Source organism: Tardiphaga robiniae (assembly GCF_001618955.1).
GTDB lineage: Bacteria > Pseudomonadota > Alphaproteobacteria > Rhizobiales > Xanthobacteraceae > Tardiphaga > Tardiphaga robiniae_A.
In genome coordinates this window covers 36,273-54,488 of sequence record NZ_LVYV01000006.1, presented here as the reverse complement: position 1 = coordinate 54,488, position 18,216 = coordinate 36,273, and the positions used below count along the sequence as shown (strand labels likewise).

At 59.9% G+C, this 18,216-nt stretch carries 29 protein-coding genes; 28 read left to right on the top strand and 1 reads right to left on the bottom strand.

The annotated features are described in order from the left end of the window. Nucleotides 1–12: 12 nt before the first annotated feature. Entirely contained in the window at nt 13–609 is a 597-nt protein-coding gene (locus A4A58_RS10115) for a TetR/AcrR family transcriptional regulator (protein WP_068731629.1), read from the bottom strand. A gap of 111 nt (nt 610–720) precedes the next feature. On the opposite strand from A4A58_RS10115, the gene A4A58_RS10110 reads away from it, so the two are divergent. The 28 genes from A4A58_RS10110 to A4A58_RS09975 all read left to right on the top strand — a co-directional run bounded on the left by A4A58_RS10110 (nt 721) and on the right by A4A58_RS09975 (nt 18,209). Beyond that, nucleotides 721–1,119 carry a RidA family protein gene (locus A4A58_RS10110; RefSeq protein WP_068731503.1) on the top strand — a complete coding sequence of 133 codons (399 nt, stop codon included), beginning with the start codon at nt 721–723 and terminating at the stop codon, nt 1,117–1,119. A gap of 738 nt (nt 1,120–1,857) precedes the next feature. Continuing rightward, entirely contained in the window at nt 1,858–2,229 is a 372-nt protein-coding gene (gene rpsL, locus A4A58_RS10105) for a 30S ribosomal protein S12 (protein WP_068731626.1), read from the top strand. Between the two features lie 15 nt (nt 2,230–2,244). Next, nucleotides 2,245–2,715, top strand: coding sequence for a 30S ribosomal protein S7 (gene rpsG / locus A4A58_RS10100; RefSeq protein WP_068731502.1), 471 nt, complete (start codon nt 2,245–2,247; stop codon nt 2,713–2,715). A gap of 30 nt (nt 2,716–2,745) precedes the next feature. Next, on the top strand, nt 2,746–4,818 hold the full coding sequence (fusA, locus tag A4A58_RS10095; RefSeq protein WP_068731500.1) for an elongation factor G: 2,073 nt from the start codon (nt 2,746–2,748) through the stop codon (nt 4,816–4,818). 39 nt (nt 4,819–4,857) lie between these two features. Then, entirely contained in the window at nt 4,858–6,048 is a 1,191-nt protein-coding gene (tuf, locus tag A4A58_RS10090) for an elongation factor Tu (protein ID WP_068731498.1), read from the top strand. An 83-nt stretch (nt 6,049–6,131) separates the two neighbouring features. Beyond that, entirely contained in the window at nt 6,132–6,440 is a 309-nt protein-coding gene (rpsJ, locus tag A4A58_RS10085) for a 30S ribosomal protein S10 (RefSeq protein WP_013166261.1), read from the top strand. Nucleotides 6,441–6,491: 51 nt separating this feature from the next. Next, nucleotides 6,492–7,217 (top strand): 50S ribosomal protein L3, encoded by a 726-nt coding sequence (gene rplC, locus A4A58_RS10080; RefSeq protein WP_068731496.1) that lies wholly within the window; start codon nt 6,492–6,494, stop codon nt 7,215–7,217. Nucleotide 7,218: 1 nt separating this feature from the next. Next, nucleotides 7,219–7,839: a 50S ribosomal protein L4 gene (rplD, locus tag A4A58_RS10075; protein WP_068731494.1), complete on the top strand. Its 621-nt coding sequence runs from the start codon at nt 7,219–7,221 to the stop codon at nt 7,837–7,839. Further along, nucleotides 7,836–8,135 (top strand): 50S ribosomal protein L23, encoded by a 300-nt coding sequence (locus tag A4A58_RS10070; protein WP_068731492.1) that lies wholly within the window; start codon nt 7,836–7,838, stop codon nt 8,133–8,135. Before rplD ends, A4A58_RS10070 begins: the two co-directional genes overlap by 4 nt. 12 nt (nt 8,136–8,147) lie before the next feature. Beyond that, nucleotides 8,148–8,981 (top strand): 50S ribosomal protein L2, encoded by an 834-nt coding sequence (rplB, locus tag A4A58_RS10065; protein WP_068731490.1) that lies wholly within the window; start codon nt 8,148–8,150, stop codon nt 8,979–8,981. Between the two features lie 12 nt (nt 8,982–8,993). Next, nucleotides 8,994–9,272: a 30S ribosomal protein S19 gene (gene rpsS / locus A4A58_RS10060; RefSeq protein WP_068731488.1), complete on the top strand. Its 279-nt coding sequence runs from the start codon at nt 8,994–8,996 to the stop codon at nt 9,270–9,272. A gap of 10 nt (nt 9,273–9,282) precedes the next feature. Beyond that, nucleotides 9,283–9,669 (top strand): 50S ribosomal protein L22, encoded by a 387-nt coding sequence (gene rplV, locus A4A58_RS10055; protein WP_068731486.1) that lies wholly within the window; start codon nt 9,283–9,285, stop codon nt 9,667–9,669. Between the two features lie 19 nt (nt 9,670–9,688). Continuing rightward, nucleotides 9,689–10,387, top strand: a complete 699-nt coding sequence (rpsC, locus tag A4A58_RS10050; protein WP_068731624.1) for a 30S ribosomal protein S3 — start codon at nt 9,689–9,691, stop codon at nt 10,385–10,387. Between the two features lie 32 nt (nt 10,388–10,419). Then, nucleotides 10,420–10,833, top strand: a complete 414-nt coding sequence (rplP, locus tag A4A58_RS10045) for a 50S ribosomal protein L16 (protein ID WP_068731485.1) — start codon at nt 10,420–10,422, stop codon at nt 10,831–10,833. 4 nt (nt 10,834–10,837) lie between these two features. Then, nucleotides 10,838–11,047: a 50S ribosomal protein L29 gene (gene rpmC / locus A4A58_RS10040; protein WP_068731483.1), complete on the top strand. Its 210-nt coding sequence runs from the start codon at nt 10,838–10,840 to the stop codon at nt 11,045–11,047. Between the two features lie 10 nt (nt 11,048–11,057). Beyond that, nucleotides 11,058–11,306: a 30S ribosomal protein S17 gene (gene rpsQ / locus A4A58_RS10035; RefSeq protein WP_068731481.1), complete on the top strand. Its 249-nt coding sequence runs from the start codon at nt 11,058–11,060 to the stop codon at nt 11,304–11,306. A gap of 42 nt (nt 11,307–11,348) precedes the next feature. After that, a complete protein-coding gene (rplN, locus tag A4A58_RS10030; RefSeq protein WP_068731479.1) occupies nt 11,349–11,717 on the top strand; it encodes a 50S ribosomal protein L14 in 369 nt (122 codons plus the stop codon). Beyond that, the gene (gene rplX, locus A4A58_RS10025; protein ID WP_068731477.1) at nt 11,717–12,031 is read left to right on the top strand and encodes a 50S ribosomal protein L24; all 315 of its coding nucleotides are present in this window, start codon (nt 11,717–11,719) and stop codon (nt 12,029–12,031) included. Before rplN ends, rplX begins: the two co-directional genes overlap by 1 nt. Next, nucleotides 12,024–12,584, top strand: coding sequence for a 50S ribosomal protein L5 (gene rplE / locus A4A58_RS10020; RefSeq protein ID WP_068731475.1), 561 nt, complete (start codon nt 12,024–12,026; stop codon nt 12,582–12,584). The genes rplX and rplE overlap by 8 nt, the downstream gene beginning before the upstream one ends. 43 nt (nt 12,585–12,627) lie before the next feature. Further along, entirely contained in the window at nt 12,628–12,933 is a 306-nt protein-coding gene (gene rpsN / locus A4A58_RS10015) for a 30S ribosomal protein S14 (protein WP_068731473.1), read from the top strand. A 12-nt stretch (nt 12,934–12,945) separates the two neighbouring features. After that, the gene (gene rpsH / locus A4A58_RS10010; RefSeq protein ID WP_068731471.1) at nt 12,946–13,344 is read left to right on the top strand and encodes a 30S ribosomal protein S8; all 399 of its coding nucleotides are present in this window, start codon (nt 12,946–12,948) and stop codon (nt 13,342–13,344) included. A gap of 13 nt (nt 13,345–13,357) precedes the next feature. Further along, nucleotides 13,358–13,891 carry a 50S ribosomal protein L6 gene (rplF, locus tag A4A58_RS10005; RefSeq protein WP_068731469.1) on the top strand — a complete coding sequence of 178 codons (534 nt, stop codon included), beginning with the start codon at nt 13,358–13,360 and terminating at the stop codon, nt 13,889–13,891. An 11-nt stretch (nt 13,892–13,902) separates the two neighbouring features. Further along, nucleotides 13,903–14,265 (top strand): 50S ribosomal protein L18, encoded by a 363-nt coding sequence (gene rplR, locus A4A58_RS10000; RefSeq protein ID WP_068731467.1) that lies wholly within the window; start codon nt 13,903–13,905, stop codon nt 14,263–14,265. Nucleotides 14,266–14,352: 87 nt separating this feature from the next. Next, nucleotides 14,353–14,925, top strand: a complete 573-nt coding sequence (rpsE, locus tag A4A58_RS09995; RefSeq protein ID WP_068731465.1) for a 30S ribosomal protein S5 — start codon at nt 14,353–14,355, stop codon at nt 14,923–14,925. Between the two features lie 80 nt (nt 14,926–15,005). Further along, entirely contained in the window at nt 15,006–15,200 is a 195-nt protein-coding gene (rpmD, locus tag A4A58_RS09990) for a 50S ribosomal protein L30 (RefSeq protein ID WP_068731463.1), read from the top strand. A gap of 115 nt (nt 15,201–15,315) precedes the next feature. Further along, nucleotides 15,316–15,801: a 50S ribosomal protein L15 gene (gene rplO / locus A4A58_RS09985; protein WP_068731461.1), complete on the top strand. Its 486-nt coding sequence runs from the start codon at nt 15,316–15,318 to the stop codon at nt 15,799–15,801. Nucleotides 15,802–15,951: 150 nt separating this feature from the next. Then, nucleotides 15,952–17,283 carry a preprotein translocase subunit SecY gene (secY, locus tag A4A58_RS09980; protein WP_068731459.1) on the top strand — a complete coding sequence of 444 codons (1,332 nt, stop codon included), beginning with the start codon at nt 15,952–15,954 and terminating at the stop codon, nt 17,281–17,283. Next, a complete protein-coding gene (locus A4A58_RS09975) occupies nt 17,280–18,209 on the top strand; it encodes an adenylate kinase (protein WP_068731457.1) in 930 nt (309 codons plus the stop codon). Before secY ends, A4A58_RS09975 begins: the two co-directional genes overlap by 4 nt. Nucleotides 18,210–18,216: the final 7 nt, after the last annotated feature.

Genomic DNA, 18,216 nt, shown 5'->3' with positions numbered 1-18,216 from the left:
TGTGTGAGGCGGTCATCCCGCCGTTCGCAGCAAGCCCGCCGCGAGCTGGCGGAAAGCCTCGACAGCTTTCGTAAGGACCGCGTGGGGATCGTCGGCGGCAGCGATCCAGAGGGCGGCGTTGAGCGCCGCGCCATTGATCAGACGAGCCGCCGCTTCGGCATCGACAGGCTTGACCGTTCCATCGTCGATCAGCCGTTGAATCGCCTGTGTTGTCGTGCGCAGACACGCGGTCTGGTTCGGCCATTGCGAGGGATCGCCGAGCACGGCGGGGCCGTCCAGCAGCATGATGCGCTGGATCTCCGGCTCGAGGGACATTTCGATATAGGCCACGCCTTCGTTGAGAAACCCGTCCCATGCGGTGTCCGCCTGACCGCGGGCAGCGCGCATGCGCGCTAACATTTCCGCGTCGATCTGATCGATGACGGCCTGCAACAAACCCTTCTTGTCACCGAAGTTGTGATAGAGCGCGCCGCGCGTCAGGCCGGCCTCCGCGGTCAGATCGTCCATCGATGCCGCGGCATAGCCTTTGGCGGCGAAAGCCGTCCGGGCCGCCCGGATGAGCTTGGCCCGGGTTTCCTCCACCATTTCTGCACGCCGTCTCGCGACCACTGTCATCTCCGCAAAATAACATACGCACTGTATGCGTATTGACATACGAGGCGTATGCCTGAATATTCTAACATACGGGGCGTATATAATCTTTTGAACAGGACTGACACCATGACCAAACGCGACGCGATTTTCCCGGCCGGCCGGCAGGCGCTTTACGAGATCAACCGGTATTCGGCGGCGATACGCTCGGGCGACCTCCTGTTTGTCTCGGGCCAGGTCGGCAGCCGGGAAGATGGGTCGCCGGAACCGGTTTTCGAACAACAGGTCCAGCTGGCATTCGATAACCTTGCGGCCGTGCTGACGGCTGCAGGTTGCACATTCGACGACGTGGTCGACGTGACCACCTTCCACACCGACCCGGCCACGCAGTTCGCGGCGGTCAACGCCGTCCGATTGGCCGTGATTGGTGAACCGCCTTACCCGAATTGGACCGCGGTCGGGGTCAACTGGCTGGCGGGCTTCGATTTCGAGATCAAGGTCATCGCGCGCCTCCCTGCGTCCGCTTGATTGGCTGGTCGTGAGTCTCGAGTGGGGTGGGGCTGCGTCCCTCTCCATTCGGACGCCAGGTAATATTTGCTGCTGATCGATGCTGGCCCGGTGTGCCGATTCGGGACGCGATACGGCTTGTGTCGGATGCGAGTCGGCGGGGCAGGGCGCAAAAATTCCGCAACCCAGGCGATTCTCTTTCATCAAACTGCAACGAATCCGAGTCGCGGATTCTTTCGTGGATGACATGGCGGGCGTCGAAATCGCGTATGTTCTGTCATGATCCACATGCTAGAAGATGCAGTGCGAGAAGCGTTTCTTTCATCGCGCTTTGTTGTTGACTTGGGTATCCCCTGCGGATACAACCCGACCATTCAACGACAGGCGGTGAGCTTCGCCAGTGTCGGAACGGATCACCCAATCGGCTTTTCGGAGCTAATCGGGCACCAACCTCGACCAAGAAGCTCAAACGCTGTCGCTATATCAAGGCAATGCCAAAACGACGTTTGTCTCCTGAGAGACTTCTCTCTTGAGATTAAATTCGAATGCATGACCTCGGTGCAGACCTAAAGACGCAAGTCTGACGGTCATGATCGCGGTCCTCTGTGGCGTTAAGCGCTTTCCGTTCAGCAATGAATGGTTGGCGTGATTTCGTTTTGCGTGAAGCTTTTCATGCGATCCGAACCGTGGGGCAGGTTGCTCCGAGTGATTTTGAGGAAGCCGTTACGGCTTCGAGCGAACTAAAGGGTGAAGGCTGACATGCCGACGATCAACCAGCTGATCGCTACTCCGCGCGCAATTCAGAAGTCGCGCAAGAAGGTTCCTGCGCTGCAGCAGTCGCCGCAGAAGCGCGGCGTTTGCACGCGCGTCTACACGACGACTCCGAAGAAGCCGAACTCGGCGCTTCGTAAGGTTGCCAAGGTGCGTTTGACCAATGGCTTCGAAGTCATCGGTTACATTCCGGGTGAAGGCCATAACCTTCAGGAGCACTCCGTGGTCATGATCCGCGGCGGTCGCGTCAAGGATTTGCCCGGCGTGCGTTACCACATCCTCCGCGGCGTGCTGGATACCCAGGGCGTCAAGAACCGTAAGCAGCGTCGTTCGAAGTACGGCGCGAAGCGTCCGAAGTAAGCCGGGGTCTGATCGATGTCTCGTCGCCATTCTGCTGAAAAGCGTGAAGTTAACCCGGATCCGAAGTTCGGGAACGTCATCGTCACCAAGTTCATGAATTCGATCATGTATGACGGCAAGAAGTCTGCCGCCGAAACCATCGTTTACGGTGCTTTCGAAATGATCGAAGCGAAGACCAAGCAGGGTCCGCTCGGCGTGTTCGAGCAGGCTCTGGAAAATGTGATGCCGACGATCGAAGTTCGTTCGCGTCGTGTCGGTGGCGCTACCTATCAGGTGCCAGTTGAAGTCCGCAGCATTCGGCGCCAGGCGCTGGGCATTCGTTGGCTGATCACCGCAGCGCGCGCTCGCAACGAGAAGACCATGACCGAGCGTCTCTCGGCTGAGCTGCTCGATGCTTCGAACAACCGTGGTAACGCCGTGAAGAAGCGGGAAGACGTGCACAAGATGGCGGAAGCCAACCGCGCGTTCTCGCACTATCGCTGGTAACGGCGAAACAACGGATTTAAGGACGAGCCCATGCCCCGCGTACATGCCATCGAAGATTACCGAAATTTCGGGATCATGGCGCATATCGATGCCGGTAAGACGACGACGACCGAGCGCATCCTGTATTATACCGGCAAGAGCCACAAAATCGGCGAAGTGCACGAAGGTGCAGCGACGATGGATTGGATGGAGCAGGAGCAGGAGCGTGGCATCACGATCACTTCGGCTGCCACCACCGCGTTCTGGAATGGCAAGCGCCTGAACATCATCGACACTCCCGGCCACGTCGACTTCACGATTGAAGTCGAGCGTTCGCTGCGCGTGCTCGACGGGGCCGTTGTCGTGCTTGACGGCAACCAGGGTGTTGAGCCGCAGACCGAGACCGTCTGGCGTCAGGGCGACAAGTATAAGGTTCCGCGGATCGTTTTCGCGAACAAGATGGATAAGACCGGCGCTGACTTCTACAAGTGCCTCCAGGACATCATCGACCGTCTCGGTGCAAAGCCCGTTGCGATCCAGCTGCCGATCGGCGCTGAGAATGACTTCGTCGGCATGATCGACCTCGTGATCATGAAGGCGTATGTCTGGAACAACGAAGCGCTCGGCGCGAAATACGAAACTGTCGACATTCCGGCTGACCTTCTTGAGAAGGCCAAGGAATATCGCGAGAAGATGCTCGAAGCCGCCGTCGAACTCGATGATGACGTCATGGCTGCGTATCTCGACGGCACCGAGCCGGACGAAGCCACCCTCAAGCGCATGATCCGCAAGGCCGTGCTGACCGGTGCTTTCTATCCCGTGCTGTGCGGTTCGGCCTTCAAGAACAAGGGCGTGCAGCCCTTGCTCGACGCCGTCGTCGATTATCTGCCGTCGCCCGTCGACGTTCCTGCCATCAAGGGCATGGACGATGAAGGCAACGAAATCCTTCGTCTTCCGAATGACTCCGAGCCGCTTGCGCTGCTCGCTTTCAAGATCATGGACGATCCGTTCGTCGGCACGATCACGTTCTGCCGCATCTATTCCGGCACGCTGATCTCCGGCACGGGCGTCGTCAATTCGACGCGCGACCGCAAGGAGCGCATCGGCCGCATGCTGCTGATGCATGCGAACAACCGCGAAGACATCAAGGAAGCCTATGCCGGCGACATTGTTGCGCTGGCTGGCCTGAAGGAAGCCCGCACTGGTGACACCCTGTGCGACCCCCAGAAGCAGGTCATCCTGGAAAAGATGGAATTCCCCGAGCCGGTCATCGAGATCGCGATCGAGCCGAAGACCAAGGCCGACCAGGAAAAGCTGGGCGTCGCTCTGGCGAAGCTCGCTGCGGAGGATCCGTCGTTCCGTGTTTCCACCGATGTGGAATCCGGCCAGACCATTCTGAAGGGCATGGGCGAACTCCATCTCGACATCAAGGTCGACATTCTGCGTCGTACCTACAAGGTCGACGCGAATATCGGCGCACCGCAGGTGGCGTTCCGTGAGAAGATCACGAAGCGCGCTGAAGTCGACTACACCCACAAGAAGCAGACCGGTGGTACCGGCCAGTTCGCCCGCGTCAAGTTCGTGGTCGAGCCGGGCGAGCCGGGTTCGGGCTTCGTGTTCGAATCCAAGGTCGTCGGTGGTTCGGTGCCGAAGGAATACATCCCCGGCGTCGAAAAGGGTCTCAACAGCGTCATGACATCGGGCGTGGTCGCGGGCTTCCCCGTGGTCGACGTTCATGTCCAGCTGGTTGACGGCGCTTACCATGACGTCGACTCGTCGGCACTGGCCTTCGAAATTGCTTCGCGCGCGGCGCTCCGCGACGCGCTGCAGAAGGGCAAGTCCGTTCTGCTCGAGCCAATCATGAAGGTCGAATGCGTGACCCCGGAAGACTACACCGGTTCGGTCATCGGCGACTTGAACTCGCGGCGCGGTCAGATCCAGGGTCAGGACATGCGTGGCAACGCCAACGTCATCAACGCGATGGTGCCGCTCATGAACATGTTCGGTTACGTGAACACGCTGCGCTCGATGAGCCAGGGTCGTGCAACGTTCTCGATGTCATTCGATCACTACGCGGAAGCGCCGGCCAATGTGTCGGCAGAAGTCCAGAAGAAGTTTGCCTGATTGTCGTTAGCGACAGTTGACGACTAAACGGAGAGAGTCATGGCCAAAGCAAAATTTGAACGTAACAAGCCGCACTGCAATATTGGTACGATCGGTCACGTTGACCACGGCAAGACGTCGCTGACGGCGGCGATCACGAAGGTGCTGGCGGAGTCGGGTGGTGCCACGTTCACCGCTTACGACCAGATCGACAAGGCGCCCGAGGAAAAGGCCCGCGGCATCACCATTTCGACGGCACATGTCGAATACGAGACCGCCAACCGCCACTACGCCCACGTCGACTGCCCCGGCCACGCCGACTATGTGAAGAACATGATCACCGGCGCCGCGCAGATGGACGGTGGCATTCTGGTCGTGTCGGCTGCCGACGGCCCGATGCCGCAGACCCGCGAGCACATCCTGCTCGCCCGCCAGGTCGGCGTTCCGGCGCTGGTCGTGTTCCTGAACAAGTGCGACATGGTCGACGATCCGGAGCTGCTCGAACTGGTCGAGATGGAAGTGCGCGAACTTCTCTCGAAGTACGACTTCCCGGGCGACGACATTCCGATCATCAAGGGTTCGGCGCTGGCCGCTCTCGAAAACTCGGACGTGAAGCTCGGTCATGACGCCATTCTCGAACTGATGAAGGCGGTCGACAGCTACATCCCGCAGCCGGAGCGTCCGGTTGACCAGCCGTTCCTGATGCCGGTGGAAGACGTGTTCTCGATCTCGGGTCGTGGCACCGTCGTGACCGGCCGCGTCGAGCGCGGCATCGTCAAGGTCGGCGAGGAAATCGAAATCGTCGGTATCCGCGCCACGCAGAAGACGATCTGCACCGGCGTTGAAATGTTCCGCAAGCTCTTGGATCAGGGCCAGGCCGGCGACAACATCGGCGCACTGCTGCGCGGCACCAAGCGTGAAGACGTCGAGCGTGGCCAGGTGCTGTGCAAGCCGGGTTCGGTGAAGCCGCACACCAAGTTCAAGGCCGAGGCCTACATCCTGACCAAGGAAGAGGGTGGCCGTCACACGCCGTTCTTCACCAACTACCGTCCGCAGTTCTACTTCCGCACCACCGACGTGACCGGTGTGGTGCATCTGCCGGAAGGCACCGAAATGGTGATGCCGGGCGACAACATCGCGATGGAAGTGCACCTGATCGTGCCGATCGCGATGGAAGAGAAGCTGCGCTTCGCCATCCGTGAAGGCGGCCGCACCGTCGGTGCAGGCGTCGTCGCTAGCATCATCGAGTAAGGACGCGAACAGGAAGTCGTGAGTAGCGGATCTCGCTACTCGCTACTCGCAACAACCATTCGCTTTCAAAGAAAGACACGGCAATGAACGGCCAGAATATCCGCATTCGTCTCAAGGCGTTCGATCATCGTATCCTCGATGCATCGACCCGTGAGATCGTAAGCACCGCGAAGCGCACGGGTGCACAGGTCCGTGGACCCATCCCGCTGCCGACGCGCATCGAGAAGTTCACGGTCAACCGTTCGCCGCACGTCGACAAGAAGAGCCGCGAGCAGTTCGAGATGCGCACCCATAAGCGTCTTCTCGATATCGTCGATCCGACCCCGCAGACAGTCGATGCTTTGATGAAGCTCGACCTGGCCGCCGGTGTCGACGTCGAGATCAAGCTCTAAGTATTTAGGTCCCGTCCGGTCAAACGGACAGAAAGAACAGGAAGCACGCCGATGCGCTCCGGAGTGATCGCACAAAAGGTCGGGATGACCCGGGTCTTCACAGACGCCGGTGAACATATCCCTGTGACCGTGCTCAAGCTGGGTAACTGCCAGGTGGTTGGCCACCTCACCAGCGAGAAGAACGGTTACGTCGCGCTGCAGCTCGGATCGGGCTCGCGCAAGACCGTGTATTTGCCCAAGGCTGAACGCGGCCAGTTCGCGGTCGCCAAGGTTGAACCCAAGCGGAAGGTCGCGGAATTCCGCGTGTCGGAAGACGCGCTGATCCCGGTCGGCGCCGAGATCCAGGCAGACCACTTCGTGGTTGGCCAGTTCGTCGATGTCACCGGCACCTCGGTTGGTAAGGGCTTCGCCGGTGGTATGAAGCGCTGGAATTTCGGCGGTCTTCGCGCCACGCACGGTGTGTCGGTTTCGCATCGTTCGATCGGTTCGACCGGTGGTCGTCAAGATCCCGGCAAGACCTTCAAGAACAAGAAGATGCCCGGTCACATGGGTGTCGATCGTATCACCACGCTCAACCTGCGCGTCGTGCAGCTTGATGTCGAGCGCGGCCTGATTCTCGTCGAAGGCGCCGTTCCCGGCTCCAAGGGCGGTTGGATTTCGGTTCGCGATGCGGTGAAGAAGGCTCTGCCGAAGGACGCGCCGAAGCCCGGTAAGTTCAAGCTGGCAGGAGAGGGTGCGACCGTTGAAGCACCTGCCGCCGAGCAGGAAGGAGCGTGAGATGAAACTGAACGTCACCACGCTTGAGGGCAAGGACGCCGGCTCGATCGAGCTGTCGGATGCCATCTTCGGTCTCGATCCGCGCGCCGACATCATCCAGCGTTGCGTCAACTGGCAGCTCGCAAAGCGCCAGTCGGGTAACCACAAGGCCAAGGGCCGCGCCGAAATCTGGCGCACCGGCAAGAAGATGTACAAGCAGAAGGGCACCGGCGGTGCTCGTCACGGTTCGGCTCGCGTTCCGCAGTTCCGCGGCGGTGGTCGTGCCTTCGGTCCGGTCGTTCGCTCGCACGCGTTCGATCTGCCGAAGAAGGTCCGTGCGCTCGCGCTGAAGCATGCTCTGTCGGCGAAGGCCAAGGACGGCGGCTTGATCGTGATCGAGAACGCCAACCTGGAAGCCGCCAAGACGAAGGCTCTGCTCGGTCATTTCTCGGGTCTCGGCCTGACCAATGCGCTGATCATCGACGGCGCCGAGGTTCATGTCGGTTTCGCTCAGGCGGCCCGTAACATTCCGAACATCGACGTGCTGCCGATCCAGGGCATCAACGTTTATGACATTCTGCGTCGTCAGAAGCTGGTTCTGACCAGGGCGGCGCTTGATGCGTTGGAGGCGCGCTTCAAATGAAGAACATCGACCCGCGCCATTACGACGTGATCGTCGCCCCTGTGGTGACGGAAAAGGCCACTGTCGCTTCTGAATTCAACAAGGTTGTTTTCAAGGTCGACGGCAAGGCCACCAAGCCGCAGATCAAGGAAGCCGTCGAAAAGCTGTTCGACGTCAAGGTAAAGAGCGTGAACACGCTGGTTCGCAAGGGCAAGACGAAGATCTTCCGTGGCAACCTCGGTTCACAGTCGAACGTCAAGCGTGCGATCGTGACCCTCGAAGAGGGCCACCGCATCGACGTTACGACCGGACTGTAAGGGCGATCAACGATGGCACTTAAGACATTCAACCCAACGACACCCGGCCAGCGTCAGCTGGTCATGGTGGATCGTTCCGCGCTGTACAAGGGCAAGCCTGTCAAGGCTCTGACCGAAGGCAAGCACTCGGCTGGCGGTCGTAACAACACCGGTCGCATCACGGTGCGCTTCCGTGGCGGTGGCCACAAGAAGTCCTATCGTATCGTCGACTTCAAGCGTTCCAAGGTCGACGTTCCGGCCGTGGTCGAGCGTCTGGAATACGATCCGAACCGCACCGCGTTCATCGCGCTGATCAAGTACACCGATGGCGAGCAGGCTTATATCCTGGCGCCGCAGCGTCTGGCCGTTGGCGATACCGTCATCGCCGGCAGCTATGTCGACGTGAAGCCGGGCAATGTCATGCCGCTCGGTAACATGCCGATCGGCACGATCATCCACAACGTCGAGATGAAGATCGGGAAGGGCGGCCAGATCGCTCGCTCGGCCGGCACTTACGCCCAGCTCGTCGGTCGTGACCATGATTACGTGATCATCCGTCTGAACTCGGGCGAACAGCGCCTGGTTCACGGTCGTTGCACCGCCACCATCGGCGCTGTGTCGAACCCGGATCACATGAACATCTCGATCGGCAAGGCCGGTCGTACCCGCTGGCTCGGCTGGCGTCCGCATAACCGCGGCGTCGTCATGAACCCGATCGACCATCCGCACGGTGGTGGTGAAGGTCGTACCTCGGGTGGTCGTCACCCGGTTACGCCCTGGGGCAAGCCGACCAAGGGCAAGAAGACCCGGTCGAACAAGTCGACCAACAAGTTCATTCTCATCAGCCGCCACAAGCGGAAGAAGTAAGGATCGCCGGACATGGTTCGTTCAGTCTGGAAAGGCCCGTTCGTCGAGGGTTCGCTGCTCAAGAAGGCAGATGTCGCTCGTTCGTCTGGTCGTCATGATGTGATCAAGATCTGGAGCCGTCGCTCGACGATCTTGCCGCAGTTCGTGGGTCTCACCTTCGGCGTTTACAACGGCCAGAAGCATGTACCTGTCGCTGTGAACGAGGAAATGGTTGGTCACAAGTTCGGCGAGTTCTCGCCGACCCGTACCTTCCATGGCCACGCCGGCGACAAGAAAGCCAAGAAGGGCTGAGGACTAAGTCATGAGCAAGCCAAAGCGCGAACGGAGCCTCCCGGATAACGAGGCCAAGGCGATCGCCCGCATGTTGCGCGTGAGCCCGCAGAAGCTGAACCTGGTTGCGCAGATGATCCGCGGCCGTAAGGCCTCGGCTGCGCTCGCCGACCTGCAGTTCTCGCGCAAGCGGATCGCGGTCGACGTGAAGAAGTGCCTGGAATCGGCAATCGCAAATGCCGAGAACAACCATGACCTCGACGTTGACGCGCTGATCGTCTCCGAGGCGCATGTTGGCAAGGGCATCGTCATGAAGCGTTTCAGTCCGCGCGGCCGTGGCCGTTCGGGCCGTATCTTTAAACCGTTTGCGCAGCTGACGATTGTCGTTCGTCAGGTCGAAGCAGAAGCAGCAGCGTAAGCAGGCGCAGGAGAATAAGATGGGTCAGAAGATCAATCCAATCGGTCTGCGTCTTGGCATCAACCGTACGTGGGATTCACGTTGGTATGCCGGCAAGAACGAATACGGCAAGTTGCTGCACGAAGACGTCAAGATCCGCGAGATCCTGCACAAGGAACTCAAGCAGGCTGCCGTCGCCAAGATCATCATCGAGCGCCCGCACAAGAAGTGCCGCGTCACGATCCAGTCGGCTCGTCCGGGTGTCGTGATCGGTAAGAAGGGCGCCGACATCGACAAGCTTCGCAAGAAGGTTGCCGACATCACCTCGTCGGACGTGGTGATCAACATCGTCGAAATCCGCAAGCCGGAGCTCGATGCGACCCTGGTCGCCGAGTCGATCGCACAGCAGCTCGAGCGCCGCGTTGCGTTCCGCCGTGCGATGAAGCGGGCAGTGCAGTCGGCAATGCGTCTCGGCGCCGAAGGCATTCGTATCAACTGCTCGGGTCGTCTGGGCGGTGCGGAAATCGCGCGTATGGAATGGTATCGCGAAGGTCGCGTGCCGCTGCACACGCTGCGTGCGGATATCGATTACGGCGTAGCCACCGCGTTCACGACGTTCGGCACCTGCGGCGTCAAGGTCTGGATCTTCAAGGGCGAAATCCTTGAGCACGATCCGATGGCTCAGGACAAGCGCATGGCCGAGGGTGACAATTCCCGGCCGCGTCGCGACGCTGCTTGAGCGTTTAATTAGAAGGTTTGAGGGCGTAAGCCATGATGCAACCAAAGAAGACCAAGTTCCGGAAGGCGCATAAGGGCCGGATCCACGGCGTTGCGACTTCGGGCGCCACGCTGGCTTTCGGTCAGTTCGGCCTGAAGGCAATGGCGCCGGAACGTCTGACCGCGCGTCAGATCGAAGCTGCCCGTCGCGCGCTGACCCGCCACATGAAGCGTGCCGGCCGCGTCTGGATCCGCATTTTCCCGGATCTTCCGGTTTCGAAGAAGCCCGCTGAAGTCCGAATGGGCTCCGGCAAGGGTACCCCGGAACTGTGGGTTGCGCGCGTCAAGCCAGGCCGAGTGATCTTCGAGATCGACGGTGTCACCACGCAGATTGCCAAGGAAGCGATGACCCTCGCTGCCGCCAAGCTGCCGATCAAGACGCGTTTCGTTACGCGCATTGCGGAGTAAAGCCATGGCCGATATGAAATCCAGCGATATCCGCGCAATGAGCCCCGATCAGATGGACGACGCCGTCCTCAATCTGAAGAAGGAGCGCTTCAACCTGCGCTTCCAGCGTGCCACTGGGCAGCTGGAAAATACGACGCGCCTTCGTGAGGCTCGTCGTGATATTGCACGCATCAAGACGATCGCCGCGCAAAAGCGCGACGGTAAGTCGAAGTAAGGGGCCGAACATGCCAAAACGTACTTTGCAGGGCGTGGTCGTCAGCGACAAGCAGACCAAGACGGTTGTTGTTCGCGTTGACCGTCGCTTTACGCACCCGATCTACAAGAAGACCATCCGCCGTTCGAAAAACTACCATGCCCACGACGAGAACAGTGAGTTCAAGCCGGGCGACATGGTGTGGATCGAAGAGAGCAAGCCGATGTCGAAGCTGAAGCACTGGACGGTTGTCCGGGGCGAACAGAAGAAGACTGCCTAAAAACGCGCGCTTTGCGCATCAAAAAGAGGACGAGGTGCATCAATGATTCAGATGCAGACCAACCTCGACGTGGCCGATAATTCAGGCGCACGCCGTGTCATGTGCATTAAGGTGATTGGTGGATCCAAGCGCCGTTATGCATCCGTTGGCGACGTAATTGTCGTATCGATCAAGGAAGCCATCCCACGCGGGAAGGTGAAGAAGGGCGACGTCATGAAGGCGGTCGTCGTGCGCGTCCGCAAGGACATTCGCCGCCCGGATGGCTCTGTCATCCGCTTCGATCGCAACGCTGCCGTGCTGATCAACAATCAGTCCGAGCCGATCGGTACCCGTATCTTCGGGCCCGTGCCGCGTGAGCTGCGCGCCAAGAACCACATGAAGATCATCTCGCTTGCGCCGGAGGTGCTGTAATGGCTGCCAAAATTCGCAAGGGTGACAAGGTCATCGTGCTGAACGGTCGCGACAAGGGCCGTACCGGCGAAGTGTTTGAAGTGCGCCCGACCGAGGGCAAGGCGCTGGTTCGCGGCGTCAACCTGGTCAAGCGTCACCAGAAGCAGACCCAGGCACAGGAAGGCGGCATCATCTCAAAAGAGGCGCCGATCCAACTGTCCAACATCGCGATCGTCGGCAAGGACGGCAAGCCGACTCGCGTTGGTTTCAAGATCCAGGCTGATGGCACCAAGGTGCGCATCGCCAAGCGTTCGGGAGCAGAGATCGATGTCTGAGACCGTCTACATTCCGCGCCTGCGCGTCGAATACGACAAGTCCATTCGTGCCAAGCTGACTGAACAGTTCGGCTACGAAAACGTTATGCAGGTTCCGCGCCTCGACAAGATCGTGCTGAACATGGGCGTTGGCGAAGCCGTCAACGACCGCAAGAAGGCCGAAACCGCTGCCAGCGACCTGTCGCTGATTGCCGGTCAGAAGGCCATCGTGACCTATTCGCGCGTTGCTATCGCGACCTTCAAGCTGCGTGAAAACCAGCCGATCGGCGCCAAGGTGACTCTCCGGAAGATCAAGATGTACGAGTTCATCGATCGTCTGGTGAACGTGGCTTTGCCGCGCGTGCGAGATTTCCGTGGCCTGAACGCGAAGAGCTTCGACGGCCGTGGCAACTATTCGCTCGGTCTCAAAGAGCACATCATTTTCCCGGAAATCGATTTCGATAAGGCCGGGGATACGTCGCTGGGCATGGACATCACGGTGTGCACCACCGCCCGCACCGACGACGAGGCCCGCGCTTTGTTGACCGCTTTCAATTTCCCGTTCCGGCAGTGAGTAGCTGAAAAGCTTCTCAAACGCGGTAACCCAGGAGCCAAGCATGGCAAAGAAGAGTTCGATCGAGAAGAACAACCGTCGGAAGAAGATGTCCGCAAACGCAGCGCCGAAGCGCGCGCGTCTGAAGGCCATCATCGCCGACAAGACCAAGCCGATGGAAGAGCGGTTCGCCGCGACGCTGAAGCTCGCCGAGCTTCCGCGCAATTCATCGCCCGTTCGGGTCATGAACCGTTGCGAAATCACCGGTCGTCCGCATTCGGTCTATCGTATCAACAAGCTCAGCCGTATCGCGCTGCGTGAACTGGGCTCGAAGGGCCTGGTTCCCGGGCTCGTGAAGTCAAGCTGGTAAGGGGGGCGGAACATGTCGACCCACGATCCAATCAGCGATCTCATCACCCGCATCCGCAATGCGCAGATGCGTACCAAGTCCAAGGTTTCGACCCCGGGCTCCAAGATGCGCGCGAACGTGCTCGAAGTGCTGAAGAGCGAAGGCTACATCCGTGGCTTCGCCAGCGTCGAGCATTCGTCGGGCCGCTCCGAACTCGAGATCGAACTCAAGTATTTCGATGGCGAACCGGTCATCCGCGAAATCGAGCGTGTTTCGAAGCCAGGACGTCGCGTGTACGTCTCGGTGAAGAACTTGCCGCGCGTGAAGAACGGCCTCGGTATCTCCGTTTTGTCGACGCCCAAGGGAATTATGGCTGACCACGACGCGCGCGACGCGAATGTGGGCGGCGAAGTTCTCTTCACGGTGTTCTGAGGAAGGATCAGTCATGTCACGAGTTGGCAAGAAGCCAGTGGCGGTGACCGCGGGAGTTACCGCGTCCGTCGAAGGCCAGACCGTCAAGATGAAGGGCCCCAAGGGCGCTCTTCAGTTCGTCGTGCACGACGACGTGTTGGTGAAGATGGAAGAGGGCGCAATCAAGGTTGCTCCTCGCGTCGAAACCAATCGCGCCCGTGCACTGTACGGTACGGCTCGCGCGCAGATCGCGAATCTGCTCGAAGGCGTTACCAAGGGTTTCGAGAAGAAGCTCGAAATCACCGGCGTCGGTTATCGTGCGGCCCTGCAGGGCAAGAATCTGCAGCTGGCGCTCGGTTACAGCCACGATGTCGTCTACGCGATCCCGGAAGGCATCACCATCACGGTGCCGAAGCCGACCGAGATCAACGTCGCCGGCAACGACTCGCAGCGCGTCGGTCAGGTAGCCGCGGAGATCCGCAGCTATCGTCCGCCAGAGCCCTATAAGGGCAAGGGCGTACGTTATTCCGACGAGTTTATCTTCCGCAAGGAAGGCAAGAAGAAGTAACGGAGCCGGTCATGTCGAAACTCAAGATTACGAATGCCCGGCGCAAGCAACGCGTGCGGCTCTCGCTCCGCCGGACTGCCAATGGCCGTCCGCGCCTGTCGATCTTCCGCTCGTCGAAGCACATCTACGCGCAGGTCATCGACGACCTGAAGGGCGAGACGCTCGCTTCCGCGTCGTCGCTGGAGAAGGCGATGCGCGAAACCGGCAAGACCGGTGCGGACGTCGATGCGGCGCAGGCTGTCGGCAAGCTGCTGGCAGAGCGCGCGGTCAAGAATGGCGTCAAGGAAGTGGTGTTCGACCGTGGTCAGTATCTGTACCACGGCCGCGTCAAGGCGCTGGCAGATGCGGCTCGCGAAGGCGGGCTCAGCTTCTAAGCGATTTCACTTTCGTTGATTTGCAAGTTGCAGATTTGAACGGACACAGGGTTAGAAGCGAAAGCTTCGCAAGGATTGGAAAACACCATGGCAGGTGAACGCGAACGCGGCGGACGCGACCGGGGCCCCCGGGAAGAGCGTGATAGTGAGTTCGTCGACAAGCTCGTCCACATCAATCGTGTGGCGAAGGTCGTCAAGGGCGGTAAGCGCTTTGGCTTTGCAGCTCTGGTCGTCATTGGCGATCAGAAGGGCAGGGTTGGGTTTGGTCACGGTAAGGCCCGTGAAGTTCCCGAAGCAATCCGCAAGGCAACCGAGTCGGCCAAGCGCAACCTGACGCGCGTCGCTCTGCGCGAAGGTCGCACGCTGCATCACGACATCGCTGGCCGTCATGGCGCGGGTCGCGTGTATCTGCGTGCTGCTCCGGCTGGTACCGGCATCATCGCCGGCGGTCCGATGCGCGCTGTGTTCGAAACGCTGGGTATCCAGGACGTGGTGGCCAAGTCGATCGGTTCGTCGAATCCTTACAACATGGTTCGCGCCACTTTCGACGCGCTGAAGCATCAGGATTCGCCGCGTTCGGTTGCTGCTCGCCGCAACATCAAGGTGTCCACCCTGCAGTCGCGCCGCGTTGGCGGTGACGCCGAGCTGGTTGCCGAATAACGAGGCATGATCCGGAAAAGTGGTTTTCCGGTTTTCCGATAGGATCATGCCACTCTAAGAAGTCTTTTGGAGTTATCACGATGGCCAAGGCCGCAAAGATGATCAAGGTCGAGCAGGTCGCCAGCGCAATTCGCCGGCACCACTCGCAGCGTTCTACGCTGATCGGCCTCAAGCTCAACAAGATCGGTCGCGTCAGCGAATTGCAGGACACTCCTGAAGTTCGCGGCATGATCACCAAGGTGCAGCACCTCGTCCGCGTGGTCGAGGATAAGTAAGTTCACGTCGTCTCACTGCGGCCGCCAGGTTGCCGCAGGGATGACACTGTTGACCTTCGAGGTCCGGATCTGCCGGTAAGCCTCGGGAAGACAGGGCGAAACAGGGAAAAGAACGATGAAGCTCAGCGATATCGCCGATAACGCCGGCTCCCGTAAGAAGCGTATGCGCGTCGGCCGTGGCATCGGCTCCGGCAAGGGCAAGACCGCGGGCCGCGGCGGCAAGGGCCAGACCGCGCGTTCGGGCGTCCGCATCAAGGGCTTCGAGGGCGGCCAGATGCCGTTGCATCGTCGTCTGCCGAAGCGCGGCTTCAACAACATCTTCCGTCTCGATTACGCCGAGATCAACCTGGACCGCCTCCAGGACGCGATCGATGCGAAGACCATCGACATCAAGGCCGTGATCAACGCTGAATCGCTGGTGAAGGCTGGCGTTCTGCGCCGCTCGAAGGCTGGTGTGCGTGTTCTCGGCCGTGGCGAGATCAAGGCCAAGATCAACATCGAAGTGCACGGCGCCACCAAGACGGCGATCGAAGCCATCGAGAAGGCCGGCGGTTCGGTGAAGATCATTGCGCCGAAGAAGGCCGACGGCGAAGCTGCGTAACATCTGCGGCATCGCCTGCGTCTGTGGGCGGCCTTGCGTGATGTGGCAGTAGATTTTATCAATGCCGAGCACCAAATAATGTCCGGCCTCCGCTGCATGCCCCGCTCTTTCGGGGCATGATGGCGAAAGGGGCGCGGGAGAAAGCCAAACATGGTCTCTGCAGCAGAGCAATTAGCAGCAAACCTCAACTTTTCGGCCCTCGGCAAGGCCGATGAACTGAAGAAGCGCATCTGGTTCACACTGGGTGCGCTGCTTGTTTATCGGCTCGGCACCTATATTCCGCTGCCCGGCATCGATCCGGCCGCGTGGGAACAGGTGTTCAAGCAGCAGGCCGGCGGCATCCTCGGCATGTTCAACATGTTCGCGGGCGGCGGCATCAATCGCATGGCGATTTTTGCGCTGAACATCATGCCGTATATTTCGGCATCGATTATCATTCAGCTGCTGACCACCGTGTCGCCCCAGCTCGAAGCTCTCAAGAAAGAGGGCGAAGCGGGCCGCAAGACGCTGAACCAGTACACCCGTTACCTGACTGTCATCCTCGCTGCATTCCAGTCCTATGCCATTGCGGCGGGTCTGCAGGGCGCAGGCAATGTCGTCAGCGAACCCGGCATGTTCTTCCTGATCTCGACCTCGGTCACGCTGACCGGCGGCACGATGTTCCTGATGTGGCTGGGTGAGCAAATCACTTCGCGCGGCATCGGCAACGGCATCTCGCTGATCATTCTGGCCGGCATCGTGGCGGAGCTCCCGTCGGCGATCGCCAATATGCTCGAACTGGGTCGTCAGGGCGCACTGTCGACCGGTCTGATCCTGGTCGTCATCGTGATGGCCGTGGTCGTGATCGCCTTTATCGTGTTCATGGAGCGCGCCCAGCGCCGCCTGCTGATCCAGTATCCGAAGCGCCAGGTCGGCAACAAGATGTTCGAGGGCCAATCCTCGCATCTGCCGCTGAAGCTCAACACCTCGGGCGTGATCCCGCCGATCTTCGCGTCATCGCTGCTGTTGCTGCCAGCGACTATCGCGAGCTTCAACGCAGGGAAGGGGCCGGAATGGTTCCAGTGGCTGACCACGCAGCTCAGCCATGGCCGTCCGCTGTTCCTGATCTTCTATGTGTCGCTGATCGTATTCTTCGCGTTCTTCTACACGGCGATCGTGTTCAACCCGACCGAGACTGCCGACAATCTGAAGAAGCACGGGGGCTTCATCCCAGGCATTCGCCCGGGTGAGCGGACCGCGGAATACATCGACTATGTGCTCTCGCGCATCACTGTACTCGGCGCTGCCTATCTCGCCGTGGTCTGCTTGATCCCCGAGATCCTGATTTCCTACGCCTCGGTGCCGTTCTACTTCGGCGGCACGTCGCTGCTGATCGTGGTCAGTGTCACCATGGATACTGTGGCGCAGGTGCAGGGCTATCTGCTGGCGCACCAGTATGAAGGTTTGATCCGCAAGTCGAAGCTGAGGGGCCGGCGCAAATGAGGTTGATTCTTCTCGGGCCGCCGGGGGCGGGCAAGGGAACTCAGGCACATCGTCTTGTCGAGCGTCACAACATCGTTCAGCTGTCCACCGGTGACATGCTGCGTGCTGCCGTGGCCGCCGAGACCGAAGTTGGCCTCAAGGCCAAGGACATCATGGCCGCTGGCGGCTTGGTGCCCGATGATATTGTGATCGGGATCATTTCGGATCGCATCGAGTTGCAGGATGCCGCCAACGGCTTCATCCTCGACGGCTTCCCGCGTACCGTGCCGCAGGCCGAAGCGCTGGATGCACTGCTGAAGTCCAAGGGGCTTCATCTCGATGCGGCCGTTGAGCTCCGCGTCAATGAGAGCGCGCTGTTGCAGCGTGTCGAAGCCCGTGTCGCGCAGATGATGGAGCGCGGCGAGACCGTGCGCATCGATGATACGCCGGAAGTGCTGTCGAAGCGTTTGGCGAGCTACCGCACCTCGACCGAGCCGCTGGTGCATTATTATTCGGAGAAGAGGAAGCTGGTGACCATCGATGGCATGATGACCATCGAAGAGGTAACGGCTGAGATCAACCGCGTGCTGGCAGCGATTCTCGCCGCCGATGAGTCGGCGAAGAAGTCGGCCCGCAAGTCCGCCAAGAAGGCCGCTGCCGCCAAGCGTGGATCTGCTCCGGCCAAGAAAGCGGCCAAATCGGCCAAAAAAGCCGTGAAGGCAGTCAAGAAGGCCAAGAAGGCGCCGGTAAAAGTCGCCAAGAAGGCAAAGGCCGCCAAGAAAGCTGTAAAGAAGACCGTCAAGAAAACCGTCAAAAAGGCTGTAAAAGCGGCCAAAAAGGCTGTAAAATCGGCTTCGAAGGCCAAAACCAGCAAGTCGGCCAAAAAGCCAGCCAAGAAGGCCGGTAAAGTGGCCAAGAAAGCCGGCAAAAAGCGCGTCAAACGCTAGAGCAGGT

Coding starts and splice junctions, on each gene's coding strand:
- rplP (WP_068731485.1), top strand. CDS start 10,420: ATGATGCAACCAAAGAAGACCAAGTTCCGGAAGGCGCATAAGGGCCGG.
- rplD (WP_068731494.1), top strand. CDS start 7,219: ATGAAACTGAACGTCACCACGCTTGAGGGCAAGGACGCCGGCTCGATC.
- rpsS (WP_068731488.1), top strand. CDS start 8,994: ATGGTTCGTTCAGTCTGGAAAGGCCCGTTCGTCGAGGGTTCGCTGCTC.
- rplX (WP_068731477.1), top strand. CDS start 11,717: ATGGCTGCCAAAATTCGCAAGGGTGACAAGGTCATCGTGCTGAACGGT.
- rpsE (WP_068731465.1), top strand. CDS start 14,353: ATGGCAGGTGAACGCGAACGCGGCGGACGCGACCGGGGCCCCCGGGAA.
- rpmC (WP_068731483.1), top strand. CDS start 10,838: ATGGCCGATATGAAATCCAGCGATATCCGCGCAATGAGCCCCGATCAG.
- rplN (WP_068731479.1), top strand. CDS start 11,349: ATGATTCAGATGCAGACCAACCTCGACGTGGCCGATAATTCAGGCGCA.
- rpsJ (WP_013166261.1), top strand. CDS start 6,132: ATGAACGGCCAGAATATCCGCATTCGTCTCAAGGCGTTCGATCATCGT.
- tuf (WP_068731498.1), top strand. CDS start 4,858: ATGGCCAAAGCAAAATTTGAACGTAACAAGCCGCACTGCAATATTGGT.
- A4A58_RS10110 (WP_068731503.1), top strand. CDS start 721: ATGACCAAACGCGACGCGATTTTCCCGGCCGGCCGGCAGGCGCTTTAC.
- rplV (WP_068731486.1), top strand. CDS start 9,283: ATGAGCAAGCCAAAGCGCGAACGGAGCCTCCCGGATAACGAGGCCAAG.
- rpsL (WP_068731626.1), top strand. CDS start 1,858: ATGCCGACGATCAACCAGCTGATCGCTACTCCGCGCGCAATTCAGAAG.
- A4A58_RS10070 (WP_068731492.1), top strand. CDS start 7,836: ATGAAGAACATCGACCCGCGCCATTACGACGTGATCGTCGCCCCTGTG.
- rpsC (WP_068731624.1), top strand. CDS start 9,689: ATGGGTCAGAAGATCAATCCAATCGGTCTGCGTCTTGGCATCAACCGT.
- rplB (WP_068731490.1), top strand. CDS start 8,148: ATGGCACTTAAGACATTCAACCCAACGACACCCGGCCAGCGTCAGCTG.
- rplE (WP_068731475.1), top strand. CDS start 12,024: ATGTCTGAGACCGTCTACATTCCGCGCCTGCGCGTCGAATACGACAAG.
- rplF (WP_068731469.1), top strand. CDS start 13,358: ATGTCACGAGTTGGCAAGAAGCCAGTGGCGGTGACCGCGGGAGTTACC.
- rplC (WP_068731496.1), top strand. CDS start 6,492: ATGCGCTCCGGAGTGATCGCACAAAAGGTCGGGATGACCCGGGTCTTC.
- rpsG (WP_068731502.1), top strand. CDS start 2,245: ATGTCTCGTCGCCATTCTGCTGAAAAGCGTGAAGTTAACCCGGATCCG.
- rpsQ (WP_068731481.1), top strand. CDS start 11,058: ATGCCAAAACGTACTTTGCAGGGCGTGGTCGTCAGCGACAAGCAGACC.
- secY (WP_068731459.1), top strand. CDS start 15,952: ATGGTCTCTGCAGCAGAGCAATTAGCAGCAAACCTCAACTTTTCGGCC.
- rpsN (WP_068731473.1), top strand. CDS start 12,628: ATGGCAAAGAAGAGTTCGATCGAGAAGAACAACCGTCGGAAGAAGATG.
- A4A58_RS09975 (WP_068731457.1), top strand. CDS start 17,280: ATGAGGTTGATTCTTCTCGGGCCGCCGGGGGCGGGCAAGGGAACTCAG.
- rpmD (WP_068731463.1), top strand. CDS start 15,006: ATGGCCAAGGCCGCAAAGATGATCAAGGTCGAGCAGGTCGCCAGCGCA.
- rplO (WP_068731461.1), top strand. CDS start 15,316: ATGAAGCTCAGCGATATCGCCGATAACGCCGGCTCCCGTAAGAAGCGT.
- fusA (WP_068731500.1), top strand. CDS start 2,746: ATGCCCCGCGTACATGCCATCGAAGATTACCGAAATTTCGGGATCATG.
- rplR (WP_068731467.1), top strand. CDS start 13,903: ATGTCGAAACTCAAGATTACGAATGCCCGGCGCAAGCAACGCGTGCGG.
- rpsH (WP_068731471.1), top strand. CDS start 12,946: ATGTCGACCCACGATCCAATCAGCGATCTCATCACCCGCATCCGCAAT.